15 protein-coding genes and 3 tRNA genes are annotated in these 16257 nt (G+C 37.8%); 11 read left to right on the top strand and 7 right to left on the bottom strand.

Annotated features, from left to right (window positions below):
* Positions 1 to 4: 4 nt before the first annotated feature.
* Both ACPT8O_RS03800 and mpl read right to left on the bottom strand, forming a co-directional pair.
* Positions 5 to 511, bottom strand: a complete 507-nt coding sequence (locus ACPT8O_RS03800; protein ID WP_021035628.1) for a DUF2301 domain-containing membrane protein — start codon at positions 509 to 511, stop codon at positions 5 to 7.
* Positions 512 to 607: 96 nt separating this feature from the next.
* Positions 608 to 1969, bottom strand: coding sequence for a UDP-N-acetylmuramate:L-alanyl-gamma-D-glutamyl-meso-diaminopimelate ligase (mpl, locus tag ACPT8O_RS03795; protein WP_021035629.1), 1362 nt, complete (start codon positions 1967 to 1969; stop codon positions 608 to 610).
* A gap of 158 nt (positions 1970 to 2127) precedes the next feature.
* Between mpl and ACPT8O_RS03790 the strand changes: the two genes are divergently transcribed.
* A complete protein-coding gene (locus ACPT8O_RS03790; RefSeq protein WP_041175375.1) occupies positions 2128 to 2721 on the top strand; it encodes a hypothetical protein in 594 nt (197 codons plus the stop codon).
* A 48-nt stretch (positions 2722 to 2769) separates the two neighbouring features.
* On the opposite strand, the gene metC is transcribed toward ACPT8O_RS03790, so the two are convergent.
* Positions 2770 to 3960, bottom strand: coding sequence for a cystathionine beta-lyase (gene metC, locus ACPT8O_RS03785; protein WP_021035631.1), 1191 nt, complete (start codon positions 3958 to 3960; stop codon positions 2770 to 2772).
* 136 nt (positions 3961 to 4096) lie between these two features.
* Here metC and ACPT8O_RS03780 point away from each other — a divergent pair, with 136 nt between their 5' ends.
* From ACPT8O_RS03780 to ACPT8O_RS03760, 5 genes are all read left to right on the top strand, one after another.
* Positions 4097 to 4699 carry a peroxiredoxin C gene (locus ACPT8O_RS03780; protein WP_021035632.1) on the top strand — a complete coding sequence of 201 codons (603 nt, stop codon included), beginning with the start codon at positions 4097 to 4099 and terminating at the stop codon, positions 4697 to 4699.
* Positions 4700 to 4799: 100 nt separating this feature from the next.
* The gene (gene pgsA, locus ACPT8O_RS03775) at positions 4800 to 5357 is read left to right on the top strand and encodes a CDP-diacylglycerol--glycerol-3-phosphate 3-phosphatidyltransferase (protein ID WP_005692834.1); all 558 of its coding nucleotides are present in this window, start codon (positions 4800 to 4802) and stop codon (positions 5355 to 5357) included.
* A 155-nt stretch (positions 5358 to 5512) separates the two neighbouring features.
* A tRNA-Gly gene (locus tag ACPT8O_RS03770) sits at positions 5513 to 5588 on the top strand.
* Between the two features lie 4 nt (positions 5589 to 5592).
* Positions 5593 to 5679 (top strand) — tRNA-Leu (locus tag ACPT8O_RS03765).
* Positions 5680 to 5729: 50 nt separating this feature from the next.
* Positions 5730 to 5805, top strand: a tRNA-Lys gene (locus tag ACPT8O_RS03760).
* Positions 5806 to 5923: 118 nt separating this feature from the next.
* Here the strand turns inward: ACPT8O_RS03760 and ACPT8O_RS03755 are convergent.
* On the bottom strand, positions 5924 to 6454 hold the full coding sequence (locus ACPT8O_RS03755; protein ID WP_005630160.1) for an inorganic diphosphatase: 531 nt from the start codon (positions 6452 to 6454) through the stop codon (positions 5924 to 5926).
* Between the two features lie 233 nt (positions 6455 to 6687).
* On the opposite strand from ACPT8O_RS03755, the gene ACPT8O_RS03750 reads away from it, so the two are divergent.
* Positions 6688 to 8004, top strand: a complete 1317-nt coding sequence (locus tag ACPT8O_RS03750; RefSeq protein ID WP_021035633.1) for an NCS2 family permease — start codon at positions 6688 to 6690, stop codon at positions 8002 to 8004.
* Between the two features lie 86 nt (positions 8005 to 8090).
* Here the strand turns inward: ACPT8O_RS03750 and fbpC are convergent, their stop codons facing one another.
* The 3 genes from fbpC to ACPT8O_RS03735 form a co-directional block, all read right to left on the bottom strand.
* On the bottom strand, positions 8091 to 9140 hold the full coding sequence (fbpC, locus tag ACPT8O_RS03745; protein ID WP_021035634.1) for a ferric ABC transporter ATP-binding protein: 1050 nt from the start codon (positions 9138 to 9140) through the stop codon (positions 8091 to 8093).
* Between the two features lie 24 nt (positions 9141 to 9164).
* Positions 9165 to 11222 (bottom strand): ABC transporter permease, encoded by a 2058-nt coding sequence (locus ACPT8O_RS03740; RefSeq protein ID WP_054249411.1) that lies wholly within the window; start codon positions 11220 to 11222, stop codon positions 9165 to 9167.
* Positions 11223 to 11389: 167 nt separating this feature from the next.
* A complete protein-coding gene (locus ACPT8O_RS03735) occupies positions 11390 to 12430 on the bottom strand; it encodes an ABC transporter substrate-binding protein (protein WP_021035636.1) in 1041 nt (346 codons plus the stop codon).
* 165 nt (positions 12431 to 12595) lie between these two features.
* Here ACPT8O_RS03735 and udk point away from each other — a divergent pair, with 165 nt between their 5' ends.
* Genes udk through ACPT8O_RS03715 form a run of 4 tightly spaced genes read left to right on the top strand, consistent with a single transcriptional unit; the run spans position 12596 to position 16202 of the window.
* Positions 12596 to 13237 (top strand): uridine kinase, encoded by a 642-nt coding sequence (udk, locus tag ACPT8O_RS03730; RefSeq protein WP_005654445.1) that lies wholly within the window; start codon positions 12596 to 12598, stop codon positions 13235 to 13237.
* Positions 13238 to 13245: 8 nt separating this feature from the next.
* The gene (gene dcd, locus ACPT8O_RS03725; protein ID WP_005660907.1) at positions 13246 to 13833 is read left to right on the top strand and encodes a dCTP deaminase; all 588 of its coding nucleotides are present in this window, start codon (positions 13246 to 13248) and stop codon (positions 13831 to 13833) included.
* A 3-nt stretch (positions 13834 to 13836) separates the two neighbouring features.
* Complete coding sequence (locus ACPT8O_RS03720; RefSeq protein ID WP_021035638.1) at positions 13837 to 15012, top strand: AsmA-like C-terminal region-containing protein; 1176 nt, start codon at positions 13837 to 13839, stop codon at positions 15010 to 15012.
* Positions 15012 to 16202 (top strand): sugar transporter, encoded by a 1191-nt coding sequence (locus ACPT8O_RS03715; protein ID WP_021035639.1) that lies wholly within the window; start codon positions 15012 to 15014, stop codon positions 16200 to 16202. Before ACPT8O_RS03720 ends, ACPT8O_RS03715 begins: the two co-directional genes overlap by 1 nt.
* Positions 16203 to 16257 lie beyond the last annotated feature (55 nt).

The following is a 16257-nucleotide window of genomic DNA, read 5'->3' as shown; positions in this document are numbered from 1 at the left end:
TTTTCTAAATTTGATATTTAGTTTTGTCTCCAATATCAAAATGCAAAGGCATTCGCCATTTTTGTATCGCTAAAACGAAAAGTAATACGCCAGAAATAATAGAAAAAATTCGTAGTGCGATAAGATTATTTAACACCCATGAAAACCACAAGCAAGCCACAAATATCGGCTGTAAATTTAGCAAAGGTACGCGGAAACAAAAATATTCTTTAAAACACAAACCACCTAAAGTAAGTAACGCACCACCAAGAGCCAAAGCAGGATAATGATTAATATAAAAAAGTAATCCTATCCAAGTAGCAAATTGAAAAAGCAATCGGAAGGATTTGAGATAAATATGTAACGAAGAGGCACAACAGGTTGCCGCAATTAATATAAATATAAGTGACAAATCTGGATACCAGCTTACTGTAAGAACAGCCAACGCTGCTATCACAAAACCAGTGCGGTAAATAATAACAGTCAGATTATCTAAAAAATCCATCGGTGATTTAATATGTGGATCAGCCATTGTATAAATGTTCCTTTTTATGAATTACAAATTAAAGTCAGATAAAGAAAAAGTGCGGTTCATTTAAAAACATTTTCTAAATTAACCGCACTTTGATTATTTCAGTTTTAGTTTATCAAGAATTTTTTGATGAATGCCACCAAAACTGCCGTTAGACATCACTAAAATATGATCCGTAGGTTGAGCCTCTGCAACAATCATATCCACTAATCGATCCAAATTTGCGTGCCAATAAGCAGGTTGTACACATTGGTTTGCAATATCTGCCACTTCCCAAGGAAGTTGTTCAGGTTGAAGCATAAACACGGCATCAGCTCGACCAAGCGCAGGCGCAATTTCATCTTTATGAACCCCCATTTTCATTGTGTTAGAACGAGGCTCAAGCACGGCAAGAATTCGCACTCCGCCACCTACTTTATCTCGCAAAGCAGTTAGCGTAGCAAGAATAGCTTCTGGATGATGAGCAAAATCATCATAAACAGTGATGCCATTAACTTCACCTTTTATTTCTAAACGACGTTTAGCATTTACAAAAGATCCCAACGCTTTGCACGCATTTTCAATAGCAACGCCAGTATGATAAGCAGCAGCTATTGCTATTAATGCATTGTGCATATTATGTTGTCCCACGACATTCCATTTTACTTCTGCCACTTTTTTTCCATAATGGAAGACCGCAAAATGTGAAGCATCATTTGTAATACGTTCAGCAAACCACTCGTTATCTTTGCCTAAAAATTGCTGTTGAGACCAACATCCCAATGCCAGCGTTTCTTTTGCACTTTGTTCACTCGCCGAACTTAATACCAAGCCACTTGCCGGAATAGTGCGAATCATATGATGAAATTGGCGTTGGATCGCTTTGAGATCATCAAAAATATCTGCATGATCAAAACTAATGTTATTTACGATAAGTGTACGCGGATTGTAATGTACAAATTTTGAACGTTTATCAAAGAAAGCCGTATCATATTCATCAGCTTCAATAACAAAATAAGGACTGTCCCCTAAACGAGCTGAAATACCAAAATTACCCGCAATGCCACCGATTAAAAAACCAGGTTTTAAACCATTTTGTTCCAGAATCCAAGTTAGCATGCCTGTTATCGTTGTTTTTCCATGCGTACCAGAAACCGCCAATACCCAACGATCTCGCAATAAATGATCATGTAACCATTGAGGGCCAGATGTATATTTCAAATTATTTTCCAACACATATTCTACGCAAGGATTACCGCGTTTCATCGCATTACCAACAATTACCATGTTAGGCGCAGGTTGTAATTGTGCAACATCATAATTTGGAATAATCTCGATACCTTGCTCTTCTAAAAAAGTGCTCATTGGAGGGTAAACATTAGTATCGGAACCCGTTACGTGATAGCCCATTTGTTTAGCAATCATCGCCACACCGCCCATAAATGTGCCACAAATACCTAAGATATGAATATGTTTCATTGTGCTTCTCTGTTGATTAAGGAAAACGAAAAATATGATAAAACAACTTCTATGAACTTTCAAAAGAAAAGACTGTCGTAAGGACCCACATAAGCTATAATTATAACCCTTAAAGGTGAGTACAACCTAGCTGATAAAACATAATGAAGGAATTTACAATGAAATTTAATAAATCTTTTCTTTTCGCAACTATCATCGCAAGTTCTATTACCTTAACCGCTTGTAACGATAAAGAGCAAAAACAAGCTGAAAAACCCGCAGTAGAAACAACTCAACCTGCTGTAGAAAAAGCTCAACCCACAACAGAAGCTGCACAACCAGCAACCACCCAATCAGAACAACAGGTACAAATAAAAATAGATGAATTAGTTGCTCAAGCTAATGAAGAATTTCAAAAAGTTGCAAACATAAAAGTTACTAATGTTTCTGTTACTGATGATTTAAAATCCTTTTCTATCACTTATGAAATTACAAATTTAAGCGATAAAGCAATTTCAGAAGCACAATGGCTAACTATTTATAAAGAAAATAACCAACCGTTCTATATAGCAAATCTTCCCGCATTACAATTTGGAAAAACAATTGCACCGAAAGCAAATGAAACCGTTACCTTATCAACCAATGAAGAAACCGTGCTTTCTCAAATTCGTCCTCACTTACAACAAGGAAAAAGTATTCAAGTCGATATTATTGGGACTTCAATTCATTTTGCTGACGGTTCCCAAATTGGTTTAGTTTCAGAGCAAAAATAATCCTATAAAAAACGCCTGTGTAAAACAAGCATTTTTTTATCCGCACTTTTAGGCAATTCGCTCAAATCCAGCTTTTAAATCTACAATCAATTCATCTACATCTTCAAAGCCGATATGCACACGAATTAATGAACCCGTAAGGTTACGTTTAATATTTGGACGAATATGTGCAATTTCTTCTGGTTGATTGCAAAGAATCAAAGACTCAAACCCTCCCCATGAATAAGCCATAGTGAAAAGCTCAAAATGATCCATAAATTTTGATACTTGCTCTGAGGTTAATCGCTGGGTTAATTCAAAAGAAAATAAACCACTGCTTCCACTAAAATCACGTAAAAAGAATTTATGACCGGGGCAACTTGGTAAGGCTGGATGATACACCGTTTTTACTTCTGGTTGCTCACTCAACCATTTTGCTACTTTAATACTGCTTTCCTGATGTTGTTTTAATCGTACACCCAATGTACGAATACCACGAGCAGTCGTATAAGCAGAATCCGCATCCACCATTTGCCCCATTAAATAGGAATGTTCTCTAAGTTGATCCCAAGTTCGCGCATTCGCAACGGCAGTACCAATCATAATATCAGAATGCCCCACTAAATATTTCGTCCCCGCTTGAATAGAAATATCAATGTCATGCTCTAACGCTTTAAATAGAACACCTGCCGACCAAGTATTATCAATCATAATCACAATATTAGGATTCACCGTTCTTGCAGCTTTCACAATAGTCGGAATATCGGGAATTTCCATTGTGATAGAACTCGGTGCTTCTAAAAAAAGTACTTTTGTATTCGGTTGAATAAGTGTTGCAATATCAGCACCAATAAGTGGATCGTAATAAGTTGTATCGATCTGCATTTTTTTCAGCACAATATTACAGAAATCCTGAGTTGGCTCATAAGTGGCTCCGCTCATCAATACATGATCGCCAGTTTTAACAAAAGAAAGAATCGAATTAGTGACAGCTGCTGCACCACAAGGATAAAGATAACAGCCTGCTCCCCCCTCCATTTCGCACATTAAATCTTGTAACGCAAAATGTGTTAGCGTCCCACGACGACCATAAAATAACTCGCCTTTAGCACGATTTTTTGTTGCATATTTTTTATCTTCAATACTGTCAAATACTAATGAAGAAGCTCGCTGTAATACAGGATTTACCGCGCCCTGAGAAAAACGCTTCTGACGACCTGAATGAATAAATGTTGTTGAAAGATGATATTTTGCTCGCATATATTTCCTTACTTTAAATTAAATTAATTTCTTCAATAGACAAAACCGACTATAAAAGTGCGGTCATTTTCATTAGAATCTTACTGCTATTTTTTTTAGCAAAATTTTAACTTCACTTTATAGAGGAATAATGACTATGGTATTAGTAACCCGTCAAGCACCAGATTTTACTTCATCTGCTGTATTAGGCAATGGCGAAATCGTTGATAACTTCAACTTTAAAAAACACATTGCTGGAAAAGCTGCAGTAATCTTTTTCTATCCGTTAGACTTTACCTTTGTTTGCCCTTCTGAGTTAATCGCATTTGACCACCGTTATGAAGAGTTCAAAAAACGTGACGTAGAAGTAGTTGGTGTTTCTATCGACTCTCAATTCACTCACAATGCATGGCGTAACACTCCAACTGAAAATGGTGGTATCGGTCAAGTTAAATATGCATTAGCAGCAGACGTAAAACATGAAATTGCTCAAGCATACGGTATTGAACATCCAGAAGCTGGCGTTGCACTGCGTGCTTCATTCTTAATCGACAAAAATGGCGTAGTTCGTCACCAAGTAGTAAACGATCTTCCATTAGGTCGTAACATTGATGAAATGTTACGTATGGTTGATGCATTACAATTCCATGAAGAACACGGTGATGTATGCCCAGCACAATGGGAAAAAGGTAAAGAAGGGATGAAAGATAACCCAGAAGGCGTTGCAAAATACTTAAAACAAAACACAGATAAACTTTAATCCATAATTATTTACAAGAAAGCCACATAATGTGGCTTTTTTTATATTCTTAGATACTTTAGAATAGATGCATCCCTAACCCCAAGAGCGGTTCATTTCTATGAAATTTAATATTCCTATTTTCCTAACGGTGTTTCGCGTAATTCTGATTCCGTTTTTCGTGATTGCATTTTATTTACCTATCGAATCTTCCCCTTTTATTACTACATTCATATTCTTTATTGCTGGCGTTACTGATTGGCTTGATGGCTATTTGGCTCGTAAATGGAAACAAACTACAAGATTTGGGGCTTTTTTAGATCCTGTTGCTGATAAAGTAATGGTTGTTGCAGCCTTAGTGCTAATCGTTGAATATAAACACTCTCTTTGGATTACGATTCCTGCTATTATTATGATTTCTCGCGAAATTATAATTTCCGCATTACGTGAATGGATGGCTGAACTTGGAGAACGTAATAAAGTTGCAGTATCTTGGTGGGGAAAATGGAAAACCACAGCACAAATGTTAGCACTAGGTGGATTATTATGGCGTTATAACAACTATATGGAAATAGCAGCAATTATCTTGCTTTATATCGCCGCTATTTTAACTATATGGTCAATGATCCAATATTTACAAGCAGCAAAAGGAAGCTTGCTAGATAATATTCAATTATAAATTTAAATAAAACACAGTTATTTTTTATGATAACCATCTATATTTGAGTTATTTTTAAGCAAATAAAATATTTTTTATTTTTTTCGTTTGACAGTAATATATAAATCCGTAAAATACGCCCCGTTGTCACGCAGCAATGCTGATTAGTGATAAATGCGGGAATAGCTCAGTTGGTAGAGCACGACCTTGCCAAGGTCGGGGTCGCGAGTTCGAGCCTCGTTTCCCGCTCCAATTTGCCCGAGTGGTGGAATCGGTAGACACAAGGGATTTAAAATCCCTCGCCTTTCGAGGCGTGCCAGTTCAAGTCTGGCTTCGGGCACCATTTAAACACCAATCCAAAGGTTTTAAAATTTACTTTAAAATCATCTAATTGGGTCGTTAGCTCAGTCGGTAGAGCAGCGGACTTTTAATCCGTTGGTCGAAGGTTCGAATCCTTCACGACCCACCACTTACAAATAAAGCAAGTACCGAAAGGTGTTTTTTTATTGTCTAAATTCTTGAAACTCATTATAAAAAATCCCCGACTCAAAGAATCAGGGACTTTTACAATCAAATGTGTTTATTAATTAACGCTCATTCCAACGTTTAATAGACTCACGAATCACTTCTTTCGCTTCTTCTACATCGCCCCAATGGGTCACTTTAGTTGAACCTGGTTTTTTAAGTGCTTTGTAGTTATTGAAGTGGAATTCAATTTGTTTAATTAAATTCGCAGGTAAATCTGCTAATGAATTGTAGGCATTGCCTGTATCACGATCATCTGCTGGAACACAAACGATTTTGTCATCCACTTCGCCATCATCAACAAATTTCATGACACCAATTACTTTAGCTTCAAGGAATACACCCGTTGCTAATGGTTGGCGAGTGATTAATAACACATCTAACTCATCGCCATCTTCATCTAAAGTTTGTGGAATAAAACCATAGTTAGTTGGTTTTGCGAAAATTGCTGGCTCAACACGATCTAATTGGAATGCCGCAACTTTACGATTCCATTCGATTTTATGGCAGCTACCTTCTGGAATTTCGTTTACTACATTGATAATGCCAGCATCTACATCGCCTGGCGTTAAAATTTGATTAAAATCAGCCATTTTGTTTCCTTCATTTTATCAAGTTAAAAAACGCAACAAGTATAGCAGTTTTTCTGCTGACTCGCAGTCTCATTTGTAGAGAAAATCAGCAAATAGATTATTTTATAACTATTCATAATTTTGACCGCACTTTCCCCTAAATAAAACTTACGCAAACGTTTACTTCTTATTTTTATGATGTAGAATAGCGCACCTTATTACTTCCAATTTTTTACTTAACTTCAAGGAACACTATGCCAACTTTAGAAAAAACATTTGAACTCAAACAACGTGGTTCAACTGTTCGTCAAGAAATTATCGCGGGTTTAACCACGTTCTTAGCAATGGTTTATTCTGTAATTGTGGTACCCAATATGCTCGGTGCTGCAGGTTTTCCTGCGGAATCTGTCTTTATTGCCACCTGTTTAGTTGCAGGATTAGGCTCTATCTTAATTGGCTTATGGGCAAATGCACCAATGGCAATTGGTTGTGCAATTTCTCTTACTGCTTTTACAGCATTTAGCTTAGTAATCGGTCAAAAGGTCGCCATTCCTGTTGCCCTAGGCGCAGTATTCTTAATGGGGGTTGTGTTTACCTTAATTTCTGCCACAGGTATCCGTGCATGGATTTTGCGTAATTTACCAGCCAGTATCGCTCACGGAGCAGGCATTGGTATCGGACTTTTTTTACTTTTAATTGCGGCAAACGGCGTTGGTTTAGTTGTCAGCAACCAAGCTGGCTTGCCAGTAAAATTAGGCGATTTTACTTCATTCCCAGTAATGATGTCCTTAATTGGTTTAGCGTTAATTATTGGTCTTGAAAAAATGAAAATTAAAGGCGGTATTTTATGGGTCATTATCGCTATTACTATCGTCGGTTTAATTTTTGATCCAAATGTAAAATTTGGCGGAGAAATTTTCAAAATGCCAACTTTTGGCGAAAACTCTCTTTTCTTACAATTAGACTTTATAGGCGCATTACAACCTGCAATCTTGCCAGTGGTATTTGCTCTCGTGATGACCGCAGTATTTGACGCGACTGGTACAATTCGTGCAGTGGCAGGTCAAGCCGACTTGCTTGATAAGGATGGTCAAATTATCAATGGCGGTAAAGCCCTAACTTCAGACTCAATCAGTAGCTTATTCTCAGGTTTATTCGGTACAGCACCAGCTGCCGTTTATATTGAGTCAGCAGCAGGAACAGCTGCTGGCGGTAAAACAGGTATTACCGCTATCGTTGTTGGTGTGTTATTCCTATTAATGCTTTTCTTCCAACCATTAGCTTTCTTAGTGCCAGGCTACGCAACTGCCCCAGCATTAATGTACGTTGGTCTATTAATGTTGAGTAACGTAAGCAAATTAGATTTCGATGATTTCGTTGGCGCGATGAGCGGATTAATCTGCGCAGTATTTATCGTGCTTACCGCTAACATCGTAACTGGTATTATGTTAGGTTTTGCGGCATTAGTGATTGGAAGAATTGTGAGTGGCGATATTAAACGCTTAAATGTAGGCACTGTGATTATTGCAATCGTACTCGTTGCATTCTATGCAGCCGGTTGGGCGATTTAATAACAGAAATAAAAAAGGGGAAAATCCTTCCCCTTAATTGTAATCTCAAAAGAGCGGTGAAATTTCACCGCTCTTTATATTCCATACTACTCTTTCTTCAATAAGAAAATTCCATGATCAGATAAATTGACATAAGCTTGTTTTAAATCGGCATTAAAATCTTCTGGTTTACAATTTACCAATAAATCTTTTCCTGCCCAGTTTGCAACCACTTCCCAATGGTTGCCCATATAGACCGCACTTTTAATCTCGCAACGTTGAGCATCATTGCCCTCTGCAGCAAGATAAATTGCTTCTGGACGAATACCAACTAAGCATTCGCCATCGGGTAAATTAAACTGTGCAGCGTCTTTTAAAGGTACATGATAGCCATTAATATCCACCACGCCATTTTCTAATTTTCCATCGAAAATACTGGATTCGCCCATAAAGTTTGCTAAGAACAGAGAATTTGGTCGTAAATAAAGCTCTTTCGCTGGCGCTTTTTGCATAATTTTACCTTTATGCATAACGATAACTTCATCAGATACCGCAAAGGCCTCTGTTTGGTCGTGTGTCACATAAAGCGAGGTAATGCCTAAACGTTGTTGCAATTCACGGATTTTTTCACGCATTGAACGGCGTAAATTTGCATCTAAATTACTTAATGGTTCATCAAACAATAGGACTTTTGGTTTCAATACCAAAGCACGAGCCAATGCGACACGTTGTTGTTGCCCACCCGAAATTTGATCCACGAAACGATCTTCAAAGCCTGCTAAATCCACCAATTCTAAAGCCTCTTTTACACGTTGGGCGCGTTCTTCTTTGCTAATGCCCTGCATTTTTAAGCCGTAGCCAACGTTATCGCCAATGCTCATATGCGGGAAAAGTGCGTAAGATTGGAAGACAATGCAAATATCTCGATTTTGAATAGAGGATTTTGTTACGTCTTCGCCATCAATAAAAATTTGACCTGAAGTTGGATTTTCTAACCCTGCCACTAAACGTAATACGGTGGTTTTACCACAGCCTGATGGCCCTAACAATGTTACCATCGTGCCACGTTTGATCGTTAAATCTAAATTATCAATGACGACCGCTTTACCAAATGCTTTTGTGATATTTTTTAATACTAAGAAATCATTATTACTCATAATTTTTACCTACAACTTAACGAGTTAATTCATTTTTTTCGCTTTAGAACGAGAGATACGCGTATCGCCTACAATCCAGTCGAAGAATAAAATAATTGCCATCATCACAACAATTAAAATAGAACCGTATGCAATTGCGATGCCGTATTCTCCGTCTTCCACACGATTTAAAATATATGCGGTAGCAACGCGAGTGTCTGCTGTCACTAAGAATATAATTGCACTTACTGTCGTCATTGCACGAACGAAACTAGTCACAAGCGCTGAAAGCAACGCTGGTTTTAATAATGGCAAGACGATAAAGCACAATGTTTTCCACGAACTCCCTTTTAAAGAAAGCGATGCTTCATCAAGGGATTTATCAAGTTGTCCTAGCCCTGCAATCGCTGCTCGCATACCAATTGGTAAATCACGCATTACCATTGAAATAATCACGATAATGCCCGTACCCGTAATATAAAGCGGTGCATTGTTGAACGCTAAAATATAAGATACCCCTGCCACAGTCCCAGGCACGGCAAAGCAAAGCATGGTTAAGAACTCAAGGGATTTTTTACCTTGGAAATCTTTACGCACCACAATATAGGCAATTAATAATCCAAAGAATGCGGTTAATGGCGCAGCAATACCTGCATAAATTAAGGTATTGATTAGTGACGGCCACGCCCCATCGCTCAATCCTTGCCCGAATAACATGGCATAGTTTTTCAAGGTTAAAGTGTAATCTACGCCCCAGTTTACAGTGAAGCTTCCATAGAAAATGCTACCGTAAAGTGCCATATTAAAGATTACCCAGAAGCCAAGCATACCGATGATAGTATATTTCAAGCCGTTTGGCAGCTCTTGCACATCTCCACGATAAGATTTCCCCGAAACAGTGACATAAGAGCGGTTACCAATCCAAAGATATTGAATGATAAAAATCGCCAACGAGAAAATTAACAACATCGAACCTAAAGTACTGGCTGAAGCATAATCAAGTTGTGAACCCGCAATATAGAAATAAATTTGTGTGGCAATTACATCAAAACTGCCACCCAACACTAAAGGATTACTAAAGTCCGCCAATGATTGAATGAATACAATTAAGAAAGAATTTGCTAATGCTGGACGCAGTAACGGAAAAATAATCTGATAGAAAGTTTGATAACGATTAGCACGCAACGTATAAGAGGCTTCTTCAATAGAAGGATGAACTGATTTTAATGCACCGTCTAAAATCATAAAAGAAATCGGGGTAAATGCGAGAATTTGCGCAATCGCAATCCCATTAAAACCATAAAGCCAGTTATGACTAGAAAAACCAAAATATTCACTTAAAAATTCTGTTACATAACCAGAACGTCCGAGCATTAAAGTAACCCCAAGTCCTACAACAAATGGGGGCGTAACAATTGGCAAAATAGAGAAAATTTTTCCGATAAATGCCGTTCTACGAGCGATACGTGTGGTATAAAGTGCAAAGGCTAAACCAAATACAGTAGAAACGATGCCCACAAAGCCCGATAAGAAAAGCGAATTGGTAATTACACGAACAATATAGCTCTGCGTTAAAATACGCATCACTTGCTGTGGCGAAAAGGTATCGCCGTCATAAAACATTGAAACGAAAATTGCCAATGTTGGATAAACAATAAAGAAGAAAATCAACAAAATAATGCAAAGTAAAGAAGCAATAATAAACTTATCCCCTTGCATTACTTTCAGTTTTGCCAATGAAAGTGTCGCCAATGCGGTATATCCCACAAGCAACACAATCACAGAATAGCCCATACTAATTTTGTACAGCGTCGCACTGATAAACATAAACAGTACAGAAAGTGCGGTCAAAAATAGCTCTGTTTTTGCTTGGGTTTGCCGTGGCAATCTCAATAACGGCAAAGCACCATACACAATAACAGGCAGAAACCAAGCCCAAGTTAAATTGAAAGAAGCCCAACCCATTGCCTCTAAATATTCATCTGAAGTACTTTCAAACAAACCGTAATCAAGTGCATTGGAGGGCAGAAGCGCAAACGCCAACAAGGATAAAATAATCCAAAAATAAGCGGAATGCATTATGGAAAGTTTTTTTGCGTTCATACAACCTCGCAGTAAAGAAAACACGACTTTCGCCTAGGGTAAGTAGGCCCTAGGATAATTACAGAAACTCCCCTATCGGGGAGTAAAAAGCTGTTCCCCAAAGGGGAACTACTATTACGATAATTAGCCGTGGGTATACTTACCCACGGCTATGATTATCACGAAAACTATTTCGCTAATTTAACTTCTTGTACCCATTTTTCAATTAAGGCTTTGCGTTGTTCTGTTGCACCGTATTTTTCAAAGTCATAATTGATTAATTTAAGTTTATTTGGATCAAATGCAGTTGGCGATTGTTCTGCAGTCGTGTTAGTTAAGATTTGTAACGAATCCCCTTGTTTCCAAGCTAATTCTTGACCTTCTTTTGATAACGCCCAATCGACGAATAATTTTGCATTATCAATATTACGCGCACCTTTTAAGATACTCACACCACCTAATTCATAGCCCGTTCCTTCACACGGCACAACTAATTCTAATGGCGCACCATTGCGTTTTTCTAAAGCATAATCGTGTAAGAAACCTACCCCAATTGTCGCTTCGCCACGCGCAGAGTTACGTGATGGCGTGATACCCGATTTGGTATATTGAGAAACATTAGGATGTAACGCTTTTAGGAAATCGAATGCCTCTTTTTCGCCCCATAATTGGACGAAAGTTGCCAATGCGGTATAAGCAGTACCCGCACTTTGAGGGTCTGCAATTTGAACTTCGCCTTTTAAGCGCGGATCTGTTAGGTCTTTCCAGCATTTTGGCACTTCTTTAATGCCTAATTTTGCCAAACGTTCAGTATTCACACCGAAACCTAAGATTCCCATATAGATTGAGGAAACATAGTGACCTTTGGTTTTCGCAGGATCACGGAAACGTTCTACGATTTCATCAATGTGTTTGGATTTATAAGGCTCAATTAAGCCTAATTCTGCAGCTTGAGCTTGAGGGTCAAAAGTACCGCCGAACCAAACATCCGCTTGAGGGTTATTTTTTTCAGCTTCAACTTTGGCAAAAGTACTGCCTGAACCATTACGAATAAAGGATGTTTTCACATCATATTTTTCGCCGAACGCTTTCGTGGTGGTTTCGCACAAAATATTGGTGGCACTACAGTAAACAACTAAACGACCTTTAGCGTTAGCAGAACCAGAAATAGCCAATCCTGCTGCTAAAAGTGCGGTAGAAACAGAAAGAGAAATTTTGTTGAATTTCATAATACATACTCCTTATTGGATAGGATGCTCGAATCCTACTTGAAAAATAGAAATAATACCGTGATGAAGCTCACACTTTTTGAAATTTGGATAAAAAAATAAACGTGAAATTCACCGCACTTTTCTTTATAATTGCACGAATTTTCCTTACATCGAAACACGATTATGTCAAATCCCTCTTGTATCATTATCGCCATCACAGGTGCATCTGCATCAGGCAAAAGTTCTATCGCTTCCACCGTTCACAAAGAACTCTGCAATGAATTAGGCTGCCAAGAAATTGGTATCATTACTGAAGACAGTTACTATAAAGATCAAAGTCATTTAGAAATGACTGAGCGCGTAAAAACGAATTACGATCATCCAAACTCTATGGATCGCGATTTACTTATCCAACATTTAAAAAATCTAAAAAATGGCAGTGCCGTAGATGTGCCTGTTTATAGCTATGTAGAACATACTCGCACCAACGAAACAACGCATTTCACACCAAAACGAATCGTAATTTTAGAAGGGATTTTATTGCTCACAGACGAAAGAGTACGTCAATTAGCCGATATTTCTGTATTCGTAGACACACCACTTGATATTTGCTTCATCCGCCGTTTACAACGCGATATGGAAGAACGTGGTCGCTCTCTACAATCGGTGATTGATCAATATCGTGCAACCGTGCGTCCAATGTTCTTACAATTTATTGAGCCGTCTAAACAATATGCGGATATTGTCATTCCTCGCGGTGGCAAAAACCGCATTGCAATCAATATGTTAAAAGCTCAAATTCTTCATTTATTGAATCAAAAATAGGAAATCTTATGCGTCTTTGCGATACTGATATTGAACGCTATCTCGATGATGGCATTATTTCTTTAACACCTCGTCCAAATAATGACAAAATCAACGGTGCGACGATTGATGTTCGCTTGGGTAATTCTTTCCGTGTATTTCGTGAACATTCTGCGCCTTTTATTGATTTAAGTGGCCCGAAAGAAGAAGTATCCGCCCAGCTTGAATCGGTAATGAGCGATGAAATTATTATTCCAGAGGGGGAAGCATTTTTCTTGCATCCTGGTACTTTAGCGTTAGCAACAACACTTGAATCCGTGAAATTACCCGCCAATATTATCGGTTGGTTAGATGGTCGTTCTTCTTTAGCCCGTTTAGGCTTAATGGTACACGTCACAGCACACCGCATTGACCCAGGTTGGGAAGGAAAAATCGTGCTGGAATTTTATAATTCAGGGAAATTACCATTAGCATTACGCCCAAATATGGTCATTGGTGCGTTAAGTTTTGAAGTATTAAGTGGCGAAGCAAAACGACCATACAGTAGCCGCAAAGATGCAAAATATAAAAATCAACAAAGTGCGGTAGCCAGTCGAATTGACGAAGACAAGGAATAATCAATGAAAAAGTTCGTGCTTGTCGTAGGGATCGTCGCTTTGGCGATCTTTTCTTTTTTATATATTCAACTTTATCGAGTGCAAAGTGCCATTAGTGAACAACTGGCACAACAAAACATTGCCGTTCAATCCGTCAATTTATCATTATTTTCTCCCGCACTTTCCCTTGAAAATATAAAAACTACGCAATTTTCAGCTCAAAAAATTGAAGCTAAATTTAATTTTTTGCCTCTTTTGTATGGTAATACCGCACTTCATTCACTGAATATTCAACAGCTCAAATTAACTCAAAACACACAAAATCCTGCCAATGTATCCATAGAGGTTTCGCCTTTTTCGTTAAAACAGCTTTTATCAAAAAAAGTAATATTGAATGGCGAAAACCATATTCGCATTGAATTTAATAAACCTATTTATGGAAAAACAAAAACTTTCCATTTTTCTTTCCATAAAGCAAATTTAGACTTCTCAACATCAGAATCAGCCCTACTTCAATTTGTAGATGCAAACCTAAATAATCAGCCTATCGGTTATATTGAAACCCACACAGCCCACCAACAAATAGTGACCTATATAAAACCACAATGCGATAACGATTGTTTAGCTGTATTGAAATATCAACAAATTGGCAACCAAAGTGCGGTCAATTTTTCAGGCAAAACTTTCCCCGTTAAACGCTTATTCGCACTATTAAATTTGCCAGAAGTGTTAAGTGGACACGCTGATTTTGATCTTGATTTCAGCTTTTCATCTTCCTCGCTTATTCAAGGCAAATTAAATTTTTTAGCGCAAAATGGCGAAATTCTTGGTGTAAATCTATTGGATATGGTAGCGCAATATTTCCCGATTAATTACAACAATGATTTGTTAAAAAACAAAGAGTTAAACACTCGCTTTGAACAATTTCACTTACAATTATTTCTCCAACAAAATCAACTTATTGCTGAAAAAATTGAATTAAAAACACCCGCACTTTTGGGGCAAGGGAAAGGAATCATTGATTTAAATCGAATGGAATGCAATGTGGATATTAATTTAAATTCTACGGATCAACGCTATCAAAATTTAACCCTGCCAATCAATTTTTTTGGTAACTGCAATTCTCCACAATATAAAATTAATTTTACGAAAAAATTCCGCCATCAATTAATTGATGCGATTAAAGAAAAGTTACGTTAATGTCGTTATATTTAAAAGCTGAAAAAATTCAATCGTGGCGCGTGTTTATTATGGCTTGCGCAGGATTTATTTTTAATACTACAGAATTTGTACCCGTTGCAATGTTAAGCGATATTGCACAAAGTTTTAATATGCAAACCGCCGATACTGGTTTAATGATGACAGTTTATGCTTGGACGGTGCTAATTATGTCTTTACCAGCCATGCTTGCCACCGGCAATATGGAACGTAAAAGCCTGCTAATCAAACTTTTCATTATATTTATTGTTGGGCATATTTTATCGGTCATTGCTTGGAATTTTTGGATATTACTTCTCGCTCGAATGTGTATTGCATTAGCACATTCAGTGTTTTGGTCCATTACCGCTTCACTTGTAATACGCATCGCACCTAAACACAAGAAAACTCAAGCATTAGGAATGCTCGCTATTGGCACCGCACTTGCCACCATCTTAGGATTACCGATTGGACGAATTGTCGGACAGCTCGTCGGTTGGCGTGTCACTTTTGGCATTATTGCAGTACTGGCATTATCCATTATGTTTTTAATTATTCGATTATTACCAAATTTACCCAGTAAAAATGCTGGCTCTATTGCAAGTTTACCCTTGCTTGCAAAACGCCCATTATTGCTTTGGCTTTATGTAACAACGGCAATCGTCATTTCAGCACACTTTACCGCTTATACTTATATCGAACCATTCATGATTGATGTAGGGCACTTGGATCCAAATTTTGCCACTGTGGTTTTATTAGTTTTTGGTTTCTCAGGTATTGCAGCAGGCCTATTATTTAACAGATTCTACCGATTTGCTCCCACAAAATTTATTATTATTTCGATGAGCTTATTGATGTTCTCACTATTGCTACTACTCTTCTCTACCGAAACAATGATAGCAATGTTCTGTCTTGTGTTTATTTGGGGGATTGGCATTTCTTGTATCGGACTATCTCTACAAATGCGCGTACTAAAACTTGCACCAGATGCAACCGATGTTGCCACGGCTATTTACTCGGGCATTTTCAATGCAGGAATTGGTGCAGGCGCATTATTTGGAAATCTTGCGACAACCCATTTAGGATTAAACGAAATCGGTTATACGGGCGCAGCATTAGGCTTAATCGGTTTCATCATTTTTATTACAACGCACTTAAAATATCGCCATACCTTTCTTCTGCAAAACAAATAAAAAAATAACCGCACTTTAGTTCTCCAAAAAGAGTTTTAAAAGTGCGGTTAAATCT

Origin of the sequence: Haemophilus sp. HN_Hi08 (assembly GCF_049824455.1) — a bacterium.
In the GTDB taxonomy this organism is placed as follows: Bacteria; Pseudomonadota; Gammaproteobacteria; order Enterobacterales; family Pasteurellaceae; genus Haemophilus; species Haemophilus influenzae_D.
Note: the sequence above shows the minus strand (reverse complement) of the source record. Positions and strands in the feature narration are given on the sequence as shown.